This is a genomic window from Nonomuraea glycinis (assembly GCF_035920485.1).
Lineage (GTDB): Bacteria > Actinomycetota > Actinomycetes > Streptosporangiales > Streptosporangiaceae > Nonomuraea > Nonomuraea glycinis.
Genome location: NZ_CP109166.1, coordinates 6,627,806 through 6,644,444 on the forward strand (window position 1 = coordinate 6,627,806; position 16,639 = coordinate 6,644,444).

The 16,639-nt window shown below is 71.2% G+C and carries 18 protein-coding genes; 7 read left to right on the forward strand and 11 right to left on the reverse strand.

Annotated features, from left to right (window positions below; genetic code table 11):
- Positions 1 to 15: 15 nt before the first annotated feature.
- Positions 16 to 879: a glycosyltransferase family 2 protein gene (locus OHA68_RS31150; RefSeq protein WP_327103411.1), complete on the reverse strand. Its 864-nt coding sequence runs from the start codon at positions 877 to 879 to the stop codon at positions 16 to 18.
- 123 nt (positions 880 to 1,002) lie between these two features.
- Here OHA68_RS31150 and OHA68_RS31155 point away from each other — a divergent pair, with 123 nt between their 5' ends.
- The 5 genes from OHA68_RS31155 to aspS all read left to right on the forward strand — a co-directional run bounded on the left by OHA68_RS31155 (position 1,003) and on the right by aspS (position 6,723).
- The gene (locus tag OHA68_RS31155) at positions 1,003 to 1,623 is read left to right on the forward strand and encodes a TetR/AcrR family transcriptional regulator (protein WP_327103412.1); all 621 of its coding nucleotides are present in this window, start codon (positions 1,003 to 1,005) and stop codon (positions 1,621 to 1,623) included.
- Positions 1,624 to 1,701: 78 nt separating this feature from the next.
- Complete coding sequence (locus OHA68_RS31160) at positions 1,702 to 3,060, forward strand: carotenoid oxygenase family protein (protein ID WP_327103413.1); 1,359 nt, start codon at positions 1,702 to 1,704, stop codon at positions 3,058 to 3,060.
- 52 nt (positions 3,061 to 3,112) lie between these two features.
- Positions 3,113 to 3,769 (forward strand): (d)CMP kinase, encoded by a 657-nt coding sequence (gene cmk, locus OHA68_RS31165; RefSeq protein ID WP_327103414.1) that lies wholly within the window; start codon positions 3,113 to 3,115, stop codon positions 3,767 to 3,769.
- Between the two features lie 30 nt (positions 3,770 to 3,799).
- Positions 3,800 to 5,194, forward strand: a complete 1,395-nt coding sequence (gene der / locus OHA68_RS31170; protein ID WP_327103415.1) for a ribosome biogenesis GTPase Der — start codon at positions 3,800 to 3,802, stop codon at positions 5,192 to 5,194.
- Between the two features lie 263 nt (positions 5,195 to 5,457).
- Positions 5,458 to 6,723 (forward strand): aspartate--tRNA(Asn) ligase, encoded by a 1,266-nt coding sequence (gene aspS, locus OHA68_RS31175; RefSeq protein WP_327103416.1) that lies wholly within the window; start codon positions 5,458 to 5,460, stop codon positions 6,721 to 6,723.
- 43 nt (positions 6,724 to 6,766) lie between these two features.
- On the opposite strand, the gene OHA68_RS31180 is transcribed toward aspS, so the two are convergent.
- The 9 genes from OHA68_RS31180 to OHA68_RS31220 are packed head-to-tail and all read right to left on the reverse strand — an operon-like array spanning position 6,767 to position 15,375.
- The gene (locus OHA68_RS31180; RefSeq protein WP_327103417.1) at positions 6,767 to 8,134 is read right to left on the reverse strand and encodes a lipopolysaccharide biosynthesis protein; all 1,368 of its coding nucleotides are present in this window, start codon (positions 8,132 to 8,134) and stop codon (positions 6,767 to 6,769) included.
- The gene (locus OHA68_RS31185) at positions 8,124 to 9,290 is read right to left on the reverse strand and encodes a DegT/DnrJ/EryC1/StrS family aminotransferase (protein ID WP_189140072.1); all 1,167 of its coding nucleotides are present in this window, start codon (positions 9,288 to 9,290) and stop codon (positions 8,124 to 8,126) included. The genes OHA68_RS31180 and OHA68_RS31185 overlap by 11 nt, the downstream gene beginning before the upstream one ends.
- The gene (locus tag OHA68_RS31190; protein ID WP_327103418.1) at positions 9,287 to 10,378 is read right to left on the reverse strand and encodes a GNAT family N-acetyltransferase; all 1,092 of its coding nucleotides are present in this window, start codon (positions 10,376 to 10,378) and stop codon (positions 9,287 to 9,289) included. The genes OHA68_RS31185 and OHA68_RS31190 overlap by 4 nt, the downstream gene beginning before the upstream one ends.
- A gap of 41 nt (positions 10,379 to 10,419) precedes the next feature.
- Positions 10,420 to 11,949 (reverse strand): MFS transporter, encoded by a 1,530-nt coding sequence (locus tag OHA68_RS31195; protein ID WP_327103419.1) that lies wholly within the window; start codon positions 11,947 to 11,949, stop codon positions 10,420 to 10,422.
- Positions 11,946 to 12,599, reverse strand: a complete 654-nt coding sequence (locus tag OHA68_RS31200; RefSeq protein WP_327103420.1) for an LppX_LprAFG lipoprotein — start codon at positions 12,597 to 12,599, stop codon at positions 11,946 to 11,948. Before OHA68_RS31200 ends, OHA68_RS31195 begins: the two co-directional genes overlap by 4 nt.
- 59 nt (positions 12,600 to 12,658) lie before the next feature.
- Positions 12,659 to 13,117, reverse strand: a complete 459-nt coding sequence (locus OHA68_RS31205) for a MarR family winged helix-turn-helix transcriptional regulator (protein ID WP_189140076.1) — start codon at positions 13,115 to 13,117, stop codon at positions 12,659 to 12,661.
- A 41-nt stretch (positions 13,118 to 13,158) separates the two neighbouring features.
- Complete coding sequence (locus tag OHA68_RS31210; RefSeq protein ID WP_327103421.1) at positions 13,159 to 13,335, reverse strand: hypothetical protein; 177 nt, start codon at positions 13,333 to 13,335, stop codon at positions 13,159 to 13,161.
- A 9-nt stretch (positions 13,336 to 13,344) separates the two neighbouring features.
- Positions 13,345 to 13,953, reverse strand: a complete 609-nt coding sequence (locus OHA68_RS31215) for a 4'-phosphopantetheinyl transferase family protein (RefSeq protein WP_327103422.1) — start codon at positions 13,951 to 13,953, stop codon at positions 13,345 to 13,347.
- 27 nt (positions 13,954 to 13,980) lie between these two features.
- A complete protein-coding gene (locus OHA68_RS31220; RefSeq protein WP_327103423.1) occupies positions 13,981 to 15,375 on the reverse strand; it encodes an aminopeptidase P family protein in 1,395 nt (464 codons plus the stop codon).
- Positions 15,376 to 15,532: 157 nt separating this feature from the next.
- Here OHA68_RS31220 and OHA68_RS31225 point away from each other — a divergent pair, with 157 nt between their 5' ends.
- Entirely contained in the window at positions 15,533 to 15,961 is a 429-nt protein-coding gene (locus OHA68_RS31225) for a CBS domain-containing protein (RefSeq protein WP_327103425.1), read from the forward strand.
- 41 nt (positions 15,962 to 16,002) lie between these two features.
- Here the strand turns inward: OHA68_RS31225 and OHA68_RS31230 are convergent, their stop codons facing one another.
- Entirely contained in the window at positions 16,003 to 16,284 is a 282-nt protein-coding gene (locus tag OHA68_RS31230) for a hypothetical protein (protein WP_327103426.1), read from the reverse strand.
- 19 nt (positions 16,285 to 16,303) lie between these two features.
- Between OHA68_RS31230 and OHA68_RS31235 the strand changes: the two genes are divergently transcribed.
- Positions 16,304 to 16,591, forward strand: a complete 288-nt coding sequence (locus tag OHA68_RS31235; protein ID WP_327103427.1) for a hypothetical protein — start codon at positions 16,304 to 16,306, stop codon at positions 16,589 to 16,591.
- The last annotated feature ends 48 nt before the right edge of the window (positions 16,592 to 16,639 follow it).

The window sequence follows — 16,639 nt, forward strand, 5'->3', positions numbered from 1 at the left end:
TTGCTACCCTTTTGGTCACGTACCGTAACCGCGTTCGAGGGTGCGGCGTGCCTGCTCGACGTCGGGTGGGAGCTGCCGGCGCTGGGCCAGCGCCTGGGGCAGGCGTGGCAGCGTCGTACGCAGTCCGCGCCAGCCCAGGGGGCCGCGGCGCAGGGCGCCGAGCGAGCGCAGGGCCACCACGCGCCAGGGGCGGCGCAGGACGGCGGTGAGCACGGCGTTGCGCACCGCCAGCGCCTGCCGTCCGGCGGGGTCGCGGGGCGGCGACGGATGGTGGTGCGCCACCACGGCGTCGACGTAGGCGAGCCCCCAGCCCTGGGCGGCCAGGTCCATGGCCAGGCGCTCCTCCTCGCCGAAGAAGAAGATCACCTCGTCGAATCCGCCCGCTTCCAGAAACGCCTTCTTGCGCACCACCGCCCCGCACGCCAGGAAGCCGAGCACGCTGGGCCCCGGCAGGTCGTCCTGTACGCCGAGAGGTGAGCGCCGCATCTCCTCGCTCACCGGATCGAGCCGCTGCTCGGCCCCGACGAGGACGCGGGCGCCGAGCATGGCCAGCCGTGGGTGCGCGTCGAGGACGTCGGCGGCCAGGTCCAGCGCGCCGGCGGCCCACCAGGAGTCGTCGTCGGCGAAGGCCACGTAGGGCGTCTCGGCCAGCTCGACGCCCAGGTTGCGGGCGGGCGCGCCCAGGTTGCGGCCGGCCTCGACGACGCGCACGTGCGGGAAGTGGCGCTGGACGAAGCCGACGGTGCCGTCCGTGGAGCCGTTGTCGACCAGGATCACCGGGCTGGGATGGTGGGGGAGCGAGCGCTGGAGCGCGCGGAGCCGGTTCCTGGTGGCGACCACCACCGTCACCCTGCCGACCAGGTCTCTCAAATCCGCCATCTCGGCTCCTTCGCCCCATGCCTTCCTTTCCGGGAACACCGCGCTTACTCGTGCTTGACGGGGCGTTGAGAGGGGCGTACAAAGAGTGGGTAACAGTGTTACCGGACAGAAACGATGTTTCGGATGAGCGTCACCACTTATCAGCAAGCCCAGCGCGAGGGCCAGGATGTCGTCAGGGCCGCGATCCTGGACGCCGCCACGCACCTCCTGATCACCGAAGGCCCGGCCTCACTGACCGTGCGCCGCATCTCCGCCGAGGTCGGCTGCTCCACCAAAGTGATCTACACGCTCTTCGGCGGCAAGGACGGGCTCAGCGAGGCGCTCTGGCTGGAGGGGTTCGCCAGGTTCGAGCGGCGGTTGCTGGCCGCGCCCCCCGGCCCGGACGCCATGACGCACCTGCGGGCCGGCATCGACGCCTACCGGAGCTACGCGCTGGACCAGCCGGACTATTACCGCGTCATGTTCCAAGGGGGCGTGCCCGGCTTCACCCCGAGCCCCGAGGCCAGGCAGGAGGCGAAGAGGTCCTTCGACCTGCTCGTGGCCGGGGTCCGCCGCTGCCTGGCGCACGGGCTGCTGCACGGCGGCTCCGACGCGGAGATCGCCGACGTGCTCTGGATGGCCATGCACGGCGCGGTCAGCCTGGAGCTCGCGGGCTTCTTCGACCGAGCCGAGGGGGAGCAGCGCTACCGGCTGCTCTGCGCCTCGGTGCTCAGCCCTTTCCTGACAGGCGACGTTCCTTCCTGACCCACGGTGTTCCTGACGCACGACATTCCGTCCCGACACGCGACGTTCCTTCCTGACGCACGACGAGAGGATCCCCTGATGTCGACGCCTTACCGAGGTGGCCTCGCCCCCGTCACCGACGAGATCACCGCCTTCGACCTGGCGGTCACCGGCCGCATCCCCGCCGAGCTGAACGGCCGCTACCTGCGCAACGGCCCCAACCCGCTCGGCCTCGACGACCCGGGCGCCTCCCACCTGTTCCTGGGCGAGGGCATGGTGCACGGGGTGCGGCTGCGCGACGGCCGCGCCGAGTGGTACCGCAACCGGTGGGTGCGCAGCGCCGAGGTCGCCCGGCGGCTCGGCGAGGAGCCGAGGCCCGGCCCCACGCACGGCGGCATGGACTTCGCGGCCAACACGCACGTGATCGGCGTGGCCGGCCGTACGTTCGCGACCGTGGAGGCGGGGGCGCTGCCGTACGAGCTCAGCTACGAGCTCGACACGATCGGCGCGTGCGACTTCGACGGCGGGCTGCCCGGCGGATACGCCGCGCACACCCACCTGGACCCGGCCACCGGCGAGTTGCACGCGATGGCGTACTTCTTCGGCTGGGACCACCACCAGCACATCGTGCTCGACGCCAAGGGCACCGTCACGCGGACCACGGACATCCCCATCGCGGACGCGCCCATGATGCACGACTTCGCGCTGACCGAGCGGTTCGTGGTGCTCTACGATCTGCCCGTCACCTTCAGCATGGCGCATGCCGAGAAGGGCACGCCGCTGCCGTACGCGTGGAACGACGAGCACGCCTCCCGGCTCGGGCTGCTGTCCCGCCGGACCGGCGAGGTGCGGTGGTTCGAGGTGAACCCGTGCTGGGTCTTCCACACGCTCAACGCCTACGACGACGGCGACCAGGTCGTGGTCGACGTGGTGCGCTACCCCAAGCGCTTCGTCGACGCCCGCCTCGACACGGGCGGCACCCCCACGCTGGACCGCTGGCGGATCGACCTGGCGTCGGGCACGGTGCGCGAGACCCGGCTGGACGATCGGACACAGGAGTTCCCGCGGATGGACGAGCGGCTCACCGGCAGGCCGTACCGCTACGGCTACACCGTGGCCACCCATGACCTGGTCGATGTGGTCCACCAGCGGGACGTGGCCATGGAGGACCTCCCGGACGTGGCGTTCGACAACACGCTCATCAAGCACGACCTGGAGCACGGCACCCAGCAGGAGCGGCGGTTCGGCCGGGACGCCTACGTGGGGGAGCCGGTGTTCGTGGAGTCGGGCGAGGCCGAGGACGACGGCTACGTGATGACCTTCGTCAACGATCCGGAGCGGGGCGCCGCCGACCTGGTGATCCTGTCGGCGCAGGACTTCACCGGCGAGCCGGTCGCCACCGTGCACCTGCCGGCCCGGGTGCCGCTCGGCTTCCACGGCAGCTGGGTGAGTGACTGACCGGGAGGCGGTAACCTCTTCAGGTTAGGTCAAACGTGAAGAGGGAGAGACCGTGGCCGGTCTGGTCATCGCCATGGACGGCCCTTCGGGGTCGGGCAAGTCGAGCGCGTCGCGCGGAGTCGCTCGCGCGCTGGGACTGCGCTACCTGGACACCGGGGCACAATACCGGGCGATGACCTGGTGGATGCTCCGGCAGGGCGTCGACCTCGCCGATCACGACGCGGTCGCGGCCCGCTCCGGCGAGCCCGAGATCGTCTCCGGCACCGACCCCGACGCCCCGTCCATCCAGGTCGACGGCGTCGACGTGGGTGAGCCGATCAGGCAGGACGAGGTGACCTCCGCGGTCTCCGCCGTGGCGGCGGTGCCGCAGGTGCGGGCGCGGCTCGTCGCGCTCCAGCAGGAGATCGTCGGCACCGGTGACATCGTGGTCGAAGGCCGCGACATCGGCTCCGTCGTCGCCCCGGACGCGCCCGTCAAGATCTATCTGACGGCCAGCGCCGAGGCCCGGGCCCAGCGCCGTTCGGCGGAGCTGACCGGCACCACCGCGCGAGCGCAGCAGGCCGCCATGGCCAGGCGCGACACGCTGGACTCGACACGCAAGACAGATCCACTCTCGCTGGCGGATGGCGCCATCGAGCTCGACACCACCGCGTTCAACCTCGAAGAGGTCATCGCGGAGGTGCTGAGACTGGTCAAGGAGCGCACCTGAGGGTGCGGGACTCTAAAAGGATGAGACATCGTGTCCACGGGGAATTGGGTCGAGGCTGACCTCGACGAGCTAGATGTGTCCGAGGAAACGGCCGACAGCACTCCGCTGCCGGTCGTGGCCATCGTCGGACGGCCGAATGTCGGCAAGTCCACACTGGTCAACCGCATCATCGGCCGCCGCGAGGCGGTCGTCGAGGACGTGCCGGGCGTGACCCGCGACCGCGTCACCTACGAAGCCAACTGGCGCGGACGCCGGTTCACGGTCGTCGACACCGGCGGCTGGGACCCCGACGCCACCGGGATGAACCTGCGCATCGCCGAGCAGGCGCAGATCGCCGCTGAGCTGGCGGACGTGATCCTGTTCGTGGTCGACGCGACCGTGGGCGCCACCGACGCCGACGAGATCGTGGGCTCGATCCTGCGTCAGTCCGGCAAGCCGGTCATCCTGACCGCCAACAAGGTCGACAACCAGCAGATCGAGATGGAGGCCGCGGCCCTGTGGTCGCTCGGCCTCGGCGAGCCGTACGCCGTCTCGGCCCTGCACGGCCGCTCCAGCGGCGACCTGCTCGACGTGGTGCTGGAGGCGCTGCCGGAGACGCCGGCGGTGACGTTCGGTGACAAGCGCGGGCCCGCCCGGGTGGCGCTGCTCGGCAAGCCCAACGTGGGCAAGTCCTCCCTGCTCAACAAGCTCGCGGGGCAGGAGCGGGTGCTGGTCGACCCGATGGCCGGCACCACCCGTGACCCGGTCGACGAGCTGATCGAGCTCGGTGACAAGACCTGGCGGTTCGTCGACACCGCGGGCATCCGGCGGCGCGACCGCGAGCTGCAGGGCGCCGACTTCTACGCCGCCATGCGCACCAGGGCCGCGCTCGACCGCTCGGAGGTGGCGATCGTGCTGATCGACGCCAGCGAGCCGCTCACCGAGCAGGACCTGCGCATCATCAGCCTGGTGATCGAGTCCGGCAGGGCCATGGTGGTGGCCTTCAACAAGTGGGACCTCGTCGACGAGGACCGCCGCTACTACCTGGAGCGGGAGATCGACAGGCAGCTCGTCCGCACCCCGTGGGCGCTGCGCGTCAACATCTCCGCGCTGACCGGCCGCCACATGGACCGGCTCGTGCCCGCGCTGGAGAAGGCGCTGGACTCCTGGTCCACCCGGGTGCCGACGTCCAGGCTCAACGCGTTCCTGACCGACCTGGTGCACGCGACGCCGCCGCCGGTGCGCAGCGGCAAGCAGCCGAAGATCCTGTTCGCCACGCAGGCGTCGACCGAGCCGCCCAAGTTCGTGCTGTTCACCTCGGGCTGGCTGGAGGACACCTACCGCCGCTTCATCGAGCGCCGGATCCGCGAGGAGTTCGGTTTCGCCGGATCGCCGATCGAGGTCACGATGAAGATCCGGGAGAAGCGGCAGAAGAAGGATCGCTGAGGTACGATCCACGGCAACACGCAGACGGAGACGAGTAGCCAGGGCCCGCGCGGGCCGAGAGAGCCGCCGACCGCTGAAAAGGCGGCCCCGCGCCCCCTGGCGAAGACACTCCCGAGTGCGGGGAGGAAATGCCCCGCCGGTCTGACCCCCGTCATCGGGTCGTGGAGGCCGCCCCTCGCGGGCGGCGAAAGTGCGGTGGCACCGGGAGTTCCCTTCTCCCCCGCACTCCCAAGGGGTCATGCACTTCCTCGTGAGGAGTTGTGATGATCTCTCGTGTCCTGTCGGCGGAGCTCACTGAGCACGCCGGCCAACGAGTGACGATCGCCGGCTGGGTCCATCGCCGCCGGCTGCTGAAATCCGTGTCCTTCCTCGTCATCCGGGACCGCGCCGGGCTGGCGCAGGCCGTCTGCCACGGCGGCGACTTGCCCGGCGAGGAGAGCGTCGTCGAGGTCACCGGGACCGTGACGGCCAACCCCCGGGCGCCGGGCGGTGTCGAGCTCACCGGCCCCGAGCTGCACGTGCTGTCCGAGCCGGTCGAGGCGCCGCCGTTCGACCTCTACCGCCCGGTCGTGCCGGCCACCCTGCCGACGATCCTCGACCACGCCCCGGTCACCCTGCGGCACCCGGCGCTCAGAGCTCCGCTGGAGATCTCGGCGGCGAGCGTGGCAGGCTTCCGGGCGGTGCTCGACGGGCTCGGCTTCACCGAGGTCCACACCCCGAAGATCGTGGCCTCGGCGACCGAGTCCGGCGCGAACGTCTTCGGCATCGACTACTTCGGCCGCCCCGCCTACCTCGCGCAGTCGCCGCAGTTCTACAAGCAGGCGATGGTGGGGGTGTTCGAGCGGGTCTACGAGGTGGGGCCGGTCTTCCGGGCCGAGCCGCACGACACCGTCCGCCACCTGGCCCAGTACACCAGTCTCGACGCGGAGCTGGGCTTCGTGCGCGACCACCGCGAGGTGATGGCGGTGCTGCGCGAGGCGGTGGCGGGCATGCTGGAGTCCGTACGCGAGCGGGCCGCCGCAGCCGTCGCCACGCTCGGCCTGACGCTGCCCGAGGTGCCCGCCGAGATCCCGGCCGTGCACTTCACCGAGGCGCAGCGGATGACCGGCGAGGACGAGCCGGACCTGTCCCCGGCCCAGGAGCGGTGGCTGTCGCGGTGGGCGCTGACGGAGCACGGCTCGGAGTTCCTGTTCGTGACCGGCTACCCGATGGCCAAGCGGCCCTTCTACACCCATCCCGACCCGGCGCGTCCCGGCTACTCCAACGGCTTCGACCTGCTGTTCCGCGGGCTGGAGCTGGTGACCGGCGGCCAGCGGCTGCACCGGCACCGCGACTACCTGCGAGCGCTGGCCGAGCGGGGTGAGAGCGCGGCGCCGTACGAGGGCTATCTTCAGGCGTTCGCGTACGGGATGCCGCCGCACGGCGGGTTCGCCATCGGGCTGGAGCGCTGGACGGCGCGCCTGACCGGCGCGGCCAACATCCGCCAGTCCGCCGCTTTCCCGCGCGACCTGCACCGGCTCTCACCGTGACCGCCTGACCCGCCGCCCCCGGGCCCGCCCCGGGGGCGGCCGGTCAGGACTCGGTACGGGAGAGCGCCACGATCCTGCGCAGCCCGGGAAGCACGCACAGCCCGGTCACCGTCTGGCTGATCAGCAGTCCGTAGCCCACCCCGGTGACGCCGAAGCCCGGGAACAGCGCGATGACGCTGCCGAACACCAGCACCGTCATGCCGATCTGGATCATCGCCAGCTTCCTGGCCTCGCTGCGCGCCCGCAGTGTGCCCAGCCGGATCTCCACCAGCGCCATCGGCAGCACGCCCAGCGCCATCAGGCGCAGCAGCGGGGTGCCGGCCTCGGACAGCTCGGAGCCGAAGACGAGCAGGATCAGCGGGGCCGCCGCGATGACGACCGCCACGATGGGCCCGACGATGAGGAAGGTGCGGCGCAGCGCGTTGCGGGTGGTCTGGGCGAGGCGGGCGGAGTCGAGGGAGCCCTCGACCGTCAGCGAGACCGCCATGTTCGCCGCCAGCAGGCCCATCATGCAGCCGAGCGTGTGGGTCACCGAGAAGTAGCCGAACTGCTCAGGGTCGTTCAGCCAGGCGCCGACCATGACGGGCACCAGGTAGAGGACCAGGAGCGTGGACAGGGTGCCGGAGAAGTCACCGGCCACGAACCTGCCGATCTCGCGCAGCCCCGGCGGGACGGTGTGCTGGGCGGCGGTCCTGGTCACGTGCTGGGGAATCGCCCGCCGGAAGATGAGCCAGCTGATCGGGATCAGCGCCGCCGCGGTGGGAACGATCCAAGAGACGAAGATCCCGCCGAACAGCCCGCCCTGGGGCAGCGCGAACGCCAGCGCCACCAGCAGGCCCATCTTCAGCACGCCGAACAGGGTGCTGTTGACCGGCACCCAGACGGCCTGACGCAGCCCGGCCAGCACCACGTCCTGCAAGGTGAAGATCGTCCAGACGAGCACCGAGGCGAGGAAGAACAGCGCGGGCAGCAGGCCGTCCAGCTCCGCGTACGCCGGTCCCCACAGGGGCAGGGTCAGCAGGAAGACCAGCGCCGCCAGCACGGCGGTGACCCCGGCGACGCCGTAGCCACGCAGGATCAGTTTCGCGGTGCCGCGCCCGGAGATCGGGATGAATCTGGCCATGACCCCGACGAAGGCGAGCCCGACCAGCGAGGAGAACAGGCGCATGGCCGTGATCATCAGCTGCCCCTCGCCGAACGCGGCGGGGCTGTAGAGCCGTACGGCCAGGAACCAGTAGCCCAGGCCCAGCACGGCGGTGGCGGCCGTGTTGGCCATCAGCGCGTAGCCCTGCAGGAACAGCGGGTTGCGCAGGTCGGTCCGCAGCCTGCGCACCAGGCCGAGCCCTGCCTTGGGGGCGGGTCCGGTCTGCTGGGGTGCGTCACTGGCCATCTCGGGTGGGTTACCGGCCATGGGGCGGGGGTCCTTCCGGCGCGGGATGATCGAGGGGCCGTACGCCGAGCCGCTCCAGCAGCCGCACCATGCGGGCGGCGTCGAGCGGGTCGGCGGGCAGCACGTGGCTCGTCCACCAGCGCGCGATCTCAGGCGTGGGGCCTTGGGGAATCATTGACAGGTAATCGTCCAGCGGCGGGTCGTAGATGAAGCCGGGCACCACGCCCTGCCCCTCCAGCGCGGTGACGGCCTCGTCCCGGTCCGCGACGAGCAGCGGCACCCGCAGGAGCGGCTGGACCGGCGCCTCGCGGACGCCCTGCGCCGCCCAGGGGGTGGCGCGCAGCAGCTCGACCCCGGCCATGCTCCGGTCCCGCTCGCGGTCGATCACCTTCATCCGGGAGCGCTGGAAGCGCAGGAGCGCCGACCCGGCGCGTGCCCGCCAGTCGTCCAGGTCGATGCGGAGCCACGGGTCCATCGCCGCGAGGTCACCGGACGCCTTGGCCACCTCCGCCGCCGTCGTGGGGTAGCGGTGCCCGGTCCAGGTGACCAGGCCGAGCCGCTTGAGCGCGTGCCAGACCGGCCGGACCAGCCCGGTGCGGTAGATCGTCTCGCGGAGCACCGGCCGGAGCACCGCGCCCAGTCTGGCGCCGCCGGGCAGCAGGAGCTCCTCGCGCGCCGCGGCCAGCTCGGCCAGCGCGCCGGGGTCGGCGGTGGTGAGGAAGCCTCCGGACATCGCGCGCCCGTGCTTGGCCAGGCTGAAGACGCCCGCCTGCCCGGACAGGCCGGCCGGGCGTCCGTCGGCCACGGTCTGGAAGGCGTGCGCGGCGTCGTCGATGAGGACCAGCCCGCGGCGGTCGCACTCGGCGCGCAGCTCGGCCACCCGGTCGGGCTGGCCGTACAGGTGTGTGGTGAGCACGCCGGCCAGGCCGGTCCAGTCGACGCGGGGTACGTCGATGTTGCCGTCGCGCCACGACACCGGCGCCATCACCGGGGTGAGCCCGGCCGCGAGCGCGATGAACAGCACGGTCTCGCAGTTGGTGGGGGAGATCAGCACCCGGTCGCCGGGGGCGAACCAGTGGCGCAGCGCCAGCAGCAGCCCGAACCGCGCGGATGGCACGTGCAGGCAGCCCTGGCCGATCCGCTCGGCCATGGCGGACTCGAGGTCGGCGACCTTCATCGAGGCTCGCCCTTCGTCCGGATGCGGCCGTAGCTCTTGAGCGCCCGGTCCGCGAGCCGGTAGATGGCCGGGGTGTCCAGCATCCGCTGCCGCACCCGGCGCACCGGCTCCGTGCGCGCCCAGTGGACGCCCGCCTGGAGCGTGTGCCGGCGGACGATGCCCTCGCTCACCGGCGTGGTCCGGCTCTCCAGCGCGCTTTTGTACTCATAGCCCGCGCCGACGCTGAGGTCGAGGGTGTCCAGGCCGAGGGCGGCCGCGTCCTCGGCCATCCGCAGGTGCTGGATCAGGCCGGGTGAATACTTGGAGAAGGCCGGATCGTAGGCGGGGAACCAGCCGATCAGGGTCGAGTGCGAGCGCAGCCCGAAATGGCCCGCCACCGGCTGTCCGCCTGCGTACAGCATGGACAGCACGCCGCCGAAGTCCTTGGTGTCGATGGCGTGCAGCCGCTCGACGAGCCGTACGACCCAGTCCTTGCTGAAGCGGTCAGGGCGGCCGATGCGCAGATACTGGGCGGACTTCCATTCCCTTAACAGGCGGAACTGCTCGTCGGAGTCGACCGCGAACACGTGGGTCACCTCGCCGACGTCGCGGCCGAGTTTGCGCTCTTTGTACTGGGTGCTCTTCAGGAACTTCGGGGATCTGGCCTTCAACTTCTCCTCGTAGGCCGGGTAGCCGTCACTCAGGTCGAGCAGCGTCGCCTCCAGGCTCTGCCTGATGTAGGGGGCGAACCAGGGCTGCCGCTCCACCAGGCAGCCGAACTCCCAGACGTGCAGCCCGCAGGCCTGCAGCAGCGCGTCCACGTCGAATTCGGCTCCCGGACGGTGGATCACCCCCTGGGACAGCGACACCCACGAGCCCACGGCCGCGCCCACGCCGCCGGTGTGCTCGTACGGCAGGAAACCGGCGATGCCCGCCTCGTCGCGCACGATGAGCACCCGCACCCGGTCGTCCACCTCGCCCATGGCGAGGGTGAAGTCGGGGCTGAGAAACGGATTGGCCAGATGGGGCTGGGCACGCTGCATCTTGCGCCACGCGGCAATATCGGAGGCGCTCAACTCATGAGGACGGATCACTGTGAATTCCGGCATCTCACTCCTTCAGAATTTCGCCAAAAGGGAAACAAGTGATCTTACCGGCTTAAATGCGACTGGGTGGGAATGTCGGCCTGACGTCCGCTGATGAACATGGCCACACCCGCCCCCAGAAGGCAGAGAACCGCCGTGATCAAAAACATCTCCGTGTATTCGACATGTAACGCCGCCCGCACCTTGGCCGTATAGTCGGCCAGCCGCTCGGCGAAGACGGCCTGGTCGACGCCGAACGGCACCGGGGTGTCGAGATGCGCGGTCAGCGACTGGAAACGGTAGAAGCCCCACGCCGACACCGCGGCGATGCCGATCAGCATCCCCATCATCCTCGCCACCACGACCGCCGCCGACGCCACCCCGTGCTGCGCGGACGGAGTCACCCGCAGCACCGCCGCCGACACCGGCGCGATCACCAGGCCCACGCCGAGCCCGGCCACCACCAGATCGACGTCCATCATGAGCCGGGCACCGGCCAGGTCCAGCGGCCAGCGGCTCATCAGCGCGTAACCTACGGCCGCCACGAGCAGGCCCGCCACCGTGACGAGCCGGTCGCCGAGCCGGCGGGTCAGCAGGCCGCCCAGCAGCGCGCCGACCGGCAGCGCGATGAGGAACCTGCCCAGCACGAGCGAGGCTTCCAGCGCCTCCATCCCCAGCAGCGTCTGTGCGGTGAACTGCACGAACACCATCGTCACCAGCAGCGCCGCGCCGGTCAGGAAGCTCACGCCGAGCGAGGCCAGCAGCGGCCCTTTCCTGACGCCCGTCAGGTCGAGCAGGCGCACGGGGGAGCGGATCTCCCACCACACGAACGCCGCCGCCACCACGAGCCCGGCCGCGATGACGGGCACCCCCCAGGGCGGCAGGATCGCCTTGGCGGGATCGGGATTGTAGAGGCCGACGACGAGCAGCCCGAGCGCCAGGGCGAGCAGCGCGCCGCCGACGCCGTCGATCCGGCCCGCCGCCCGCTCCGTCCGCACCGGCGCCTTGGGGATGCCGAACTGCACGGCCAGCGCCGCGGCGAGCGCCAGCGGCAGGTTGATCCAGAAGATGGCGTGCCAGCGGCCCAGCTCCAGGCCGAACACCGGCGCGCTCGGGATCAGCGCCAGCACCCCGCCGTAGATCGGGCCCAGCGCGCTGCCCAGCTCCTGCGCCGCGCCCACCGCGCCGAGGGCCAGGGGACGCTCGCGCTCGCCCCACAGGTCGCCGATCAGCGCCATGGTGATCGGCAGCAGCGCGCCACCGGCCACCCCCTGGACCGTGCGGCCCGCCACCACCGTCACTTCCCCGGTCGCCAGCGCCGTCAGCACCGAGCCGGCGGCGAACGCCGCCAGGCAGGCGTGGATCAGCGGCCGCCGGCCGTAGCGGTCCGACAACCGGCCGAGCAGCGGCATCGCGGCGACGTACCCCAGGAGGAAGCCCGTGACCACGGGGGTGGCCCGCTCCAGGCGGTTGAGGGGGATGCCGAGATCGGCGGCGATGTCGATGAGGACGGTCACGACCACGTAGGCGTCGAGCGCGGCGAGCAGCACCACCGCCCCGCCCACGCCGAGCGCGACCCGGCGGGCGCGCCTCATCCGGCCGTGGGAGGCGGCGTGACCGTCACCGGCGCGTCGTAGTCGCTCAACGACACCGTCACCCCGCCGTTCTGCAGCGGCAGCTCGACCTTGGTAAGCCTGCTGCTGGCCTTGTCGACCCAGACCTTGCCGTTGACGGCCTGCGTGACCCCCGGCACCAGCGTGCCGAGCGTCTGCGCGGAGAAGGTGGTGGCCACCCGGTAGGCGCCGGCCTCCTCGGCCTCCACGCTGGCCTCCGCCGCCGAGCTGAGCAGCTGCGCGATGCCCTTGGTGGGGCTGAGGATCAGCGAGGGGTCGTAGAGCTGGGCGAGCTGCTGCCTGGTCATCTTCTGGAAGCCGCCGGTCGGCCCCTTGAAGTGCACGGTGTCGCCGATCAGGGCGAAGGACACCTCCTGCAGGCTGCCCAGCACGTCCAGCGTGATCGTCCCGTCGGCGTCGCCCGCCGCGGTCAGCCGGCCGTCGGCTTTCTTGACCGGCACGTTCGGCTTGCCCTCGGTGGCGATCGAGAAAGTGGCCGATTTGACGGTCTTCATCGCCTCGGCGGCCTTCCTCATCAGGTCGGGCCCGGCGGGCAGCTCCTCGCCGGCGCCTGACGAGCAGGCTGACAGCACGGCGAAGACGAGGGCGGAGGCGAGGAGCTTTCTGAGCATGAGCGGATCGTAGCGAGCGTGCGGAAAGGCCGCGCGCCGTCGCCGATATCGGTTGGGTGTCAGCGCAGCTTTTTCAGATGCTCGACGATCGGATCGTAGGCGTTGACCAGCTCTTCGAGCTGGTCGTCGGTGAGCCGGTCCACGAAGTGCTCGCGGACGCCGGTCACGTGCACGGGAGCCACCCGCTGGATCGTCGCCCACCCTTCGTCGGTGAGCACCGCGTAGGTGCCGCGCCGGTCGTCGGGACAGCCCTCCCGCATGACCAGGCCCTTGATCTCCATCCGGGAGATCTGGTGGGACAGGCGGCTGCGTGACTGGATCGTCGCGTCGGCCAGGTCGCTCATCCGCATCCGCCGGTCGGGGCTCTCCGAGAGGTTGACCAGGATCTCGTAGTCGTTCAGGGACAGGGCGTGCTCCTGCAGCTCCCGGTCCAGGCGGTGCATGAGAAGCTTGTGCAGGGCCAGGTGGGTGCGCCAGGCACGCTGCTCGGCGGGGGAAAGCCAGCGAGGCGCGCTCATGATTGCCAATCTAGCGTACGAAGAGTAACCAACGGGGTCGGCTAGGCGAAGGCCATCACGATCGCCACGCCCACCACGTGCATGAGCACGACGGCGACGAGCAGCGAGACGAAGACGAACTTGGCCGGTCCATGTTCGAACGTCTTACCCTCTTCGAGTGGCTTGCGCGCGGCGACGCGGTCGGCGATACGCTCTTCGAGAGACTTGCGGTAAAACATGCCTCCAGGCTATCCGCTGATAGGCCGCCTACCGGCTTCCGCATCGGTGATAACGGCCACTATGATGTCCGGCTCCGCGCGCCACTCCAGCAGATGCCGGCCCGTCCAGTCCTGCTCTGCGGCGCCCATCCGGTCCAGGGTCAGCTCGCCGCGCTTGATCAGCGCCTCCTTGCGCGTCCAGTGCCTGATCAGCTCGTCGTTGCCGGTGACCAGCGCCCGCTCGCGCGGGGTCAGCGCCAGGCCGGCCAGCGCCTGGTCGAGCGGCCCCGCCGGGATCCGCTCCGCGTCCACCCCCACGCGCCCGGGCCCGGCCGCCGCGCACACGTAACCGCGCGTGTGGCTGAAGCTCACCCCCAGGTCCGGGGCCTGCTCAAGGTACGGCCTGCCGTGCCCGGGCCCGTGCGTGTCGCAGTGCTGCAGCAGCGTCAGCTCCTCGGCCCGGACGCCCAGGACCGCGGCGGCGCAGATCCGTACCAGCAGGTGGGCGGCCGTGAACGAGCGGCGGTCGGCGTCGAACCTGAACCTCGCGGCCCGCTCGCGCTCCACCTCGGTCAGCCACTCCTCGGGCGCGCGCACCTCCTCGGGCCGCCCGCCCATCGCCACCGGGCCGATCGTCATGGGCGTGTTCCCTCCTTCGGGGGGATCTCAGCCGAGGAGGGCCGACATCCAGGTCTCCACCTCGTCCGGGTGGCGGGGGAGTGCCGAGGACATCAGCCGGGCGCCGTCGGCCGTGATCACCAGGTCGTCCTCGATGCGCACCCCCAGCCCGCGGAACTCCGCCGGCAGCGTGAGGTCGTCCGGCTGCAGGTAGAGGCCGGGCTCGACGGTCAGCACCTGACCCTCTTCCAGCACCCCGTCCAGGTAGGTCTCCGCCCGGGCCTTGGCGCAGTCGTGCACGTCGAGGCCGAGCATGTGGCCGCTGCTGCAGAGCGTGTACCGGCGGTAGAGGCCCGACTCCATCAGCGCGTCGGGTGAGTCGGTCAGCACCCCCCACTCGTGCAGCCCCTCGCAGATGACGCGCATGGCGGCCAGATGGAAGTCACGGAAGCGGACGCCCGGCCTGAGCGTGCCGATGGCCGCCTCCTGCGCGGCGTGGACGAGCTCGTACACCTGCCGCTGCACCGGGCTGAAGCGGCCTGACAGCGGGAGCGTGCGGGTGATGTCGGCGGTGTAGAGGGTGTCGGACTCGACGCCCGCGTCCAGCAGGAGCAGGTCGTCCGGGCGCAGGGCGCCGTCGTTGCGGATCCAGTGCAGGACGCAGGCGTGCGCGCCGGAGGCGACGATGCTGTCGTAGCCGGCCGCGTTGCCCTCCAGCCGCGAACGCAGCCCGAACACGCCCTCCACATAGCGTTCGCCGCGCGGGTGCCCGAGCGCCCGCGGCAGGGCGCGCACCACGTCCTCGAAGCCGAGGGCGGTGGCGTCGACGGCCTTCTGCAGCTCGCCGACCTCCCACTCGTCCTTGATCAGCCGCATCTCCGACAGGAAGCCCTCGAACTCGGCGTCGCCCTCGCCCGGATCCACCAGCGCGTCCACCGACGGGTCCACCCCGCGCAGCACCCTGGCCGGGCCCTTCAGGTCGAGCTCGCGCAGGTGCGCGCACTCCACCTGGTAGAGCTCCGCGGCCTCGGCCAGATCCGGCCTGCGGCCCACCCAGAACTCGCCGTAGCGGCGGTCACGGTAGAACTCCTCGCCCTCCTCGCGCGGCGAGCGCGGCCTGACGTACAGCCGGGCCTCGCCGGACGGCTCGATGACGAGCACGTCTCCCGGCTCGCTCGCGCCCGTCAGGTAGGAGTAGGCGCTGTGCGGCCGGAACCGGTGGTCGCTGTCGTTGCTGCGCACCTTGAGCGTCCCCGACGGCACGACGAGCCGCTCGCCGGGGAAGCGGTCCGCCAGCGCGGCCCGCCGCTTGGCCGCCCACGGGGCGACCGCCACCGCCGGCACGCCGGTGCGCCGGGTGTCGGCCCACCCCGTGCGCATGAACGCGGTCAGCTCCTCGGTGACGGGCAGATCATGGCTTCCGATGTTGAGCGGCTCGGTCATACGTGTCCCTGCGGGTGGTTTCGCGTGGTTTTCTGTACGCGCAGCTTAACGGCACTCCCTTGACGCCGTCCCTACCAGCGCGCTTGCCTTGGAACCAGGTCGAGCGGAGCGCTTTAGCCGGGTCCCGCTCGGGTAACTGAAGGCCGAGGTGGTGCAGATGCTCATCGGTACGATCCTGCGCGGCAAGGGAAGCGACGTCACGACGGTGACGCCGGAGTCAACCGTCCGCGAACTACTGGCACAGCTGGCCGAGCGGAACATCGGAGCGGTCGTGGTCTCCCCTGACGGGGTCACGATCACGGGGATCGTCTCCGAGCGTGACGTGGTGCGCCGCCTGCACGACCGGGGCGCCGCGATCCTCGACGAGCCGGTCTCGTCGATCATGACCGCCGAGGTCCGTACGGTCGGACCGGGCGACAACGTGGAAGAGCTCCGCACGACGATGACCACCCACCGGGTGCGGCACATGCCGGTGGTCGAGAACGGCCTCCTGATCGGCATCGTCAGCATCGGCGACGTGGTCAAGAGCGCCATCGAGGAGCTGGAGACCGAGAAGGCGTCGCTGGTGGACTACCTGCAGCGTTGACGCGGGTGGGACGCTGTCCAGGTGATGTACGGGCCCCCTGATTACCCACGCGCGTCGAGCAGTCCGACGATCATCCTGCTCGTGTCCGGGATGGCCGCGGTGCTGGGGTTCCTCCTCGGGTTCCTGACCGGGATGGGCTCGGGTGAGACGTCGTCCTCACCCGCGCCCAGGGTCACGGTGACGGTGGAGGGCACCACCCCTGCCGAGCAGCCGCCCGCCCAGCCCTCCGCGTCCCCTTCGGCCACCGCCCCGCCCGCGACCTCCGGGCCCCCGGCGACGGGAGCCCCCTCCACGGGATCACCGGCCACAGGAGCCCCGTCCACGGGTGCGCCTTCCACGGGCGTGCCGCAGACGGGGCTGCCCGAGGACGGGACGGGCGCCGACCTGGTCGGCGCTTTCGGGGCCATGCGCACGCTCGTCGTCGGCGTGGACATCCAGCCGGGCACCTACCGGACCACCGGCCCCGTCACCGGCGTCGACAAGTGCTACTGGGCCCGCCTGGACAGCACCGGCGGCGACGCCGGGGACGTGATCGCGGCCGGACTGCCGCCGGGCCCCGCCAGCGTCACCATCCTCGCCACGGACAAGGGCTTCCAGACGGCGGGCTGCGCGGAGTGGACCAAGGGCTGACACCTCGAACGGTGTTTGCACAGGCCATGCGCGCGTAGCAGACTGCCC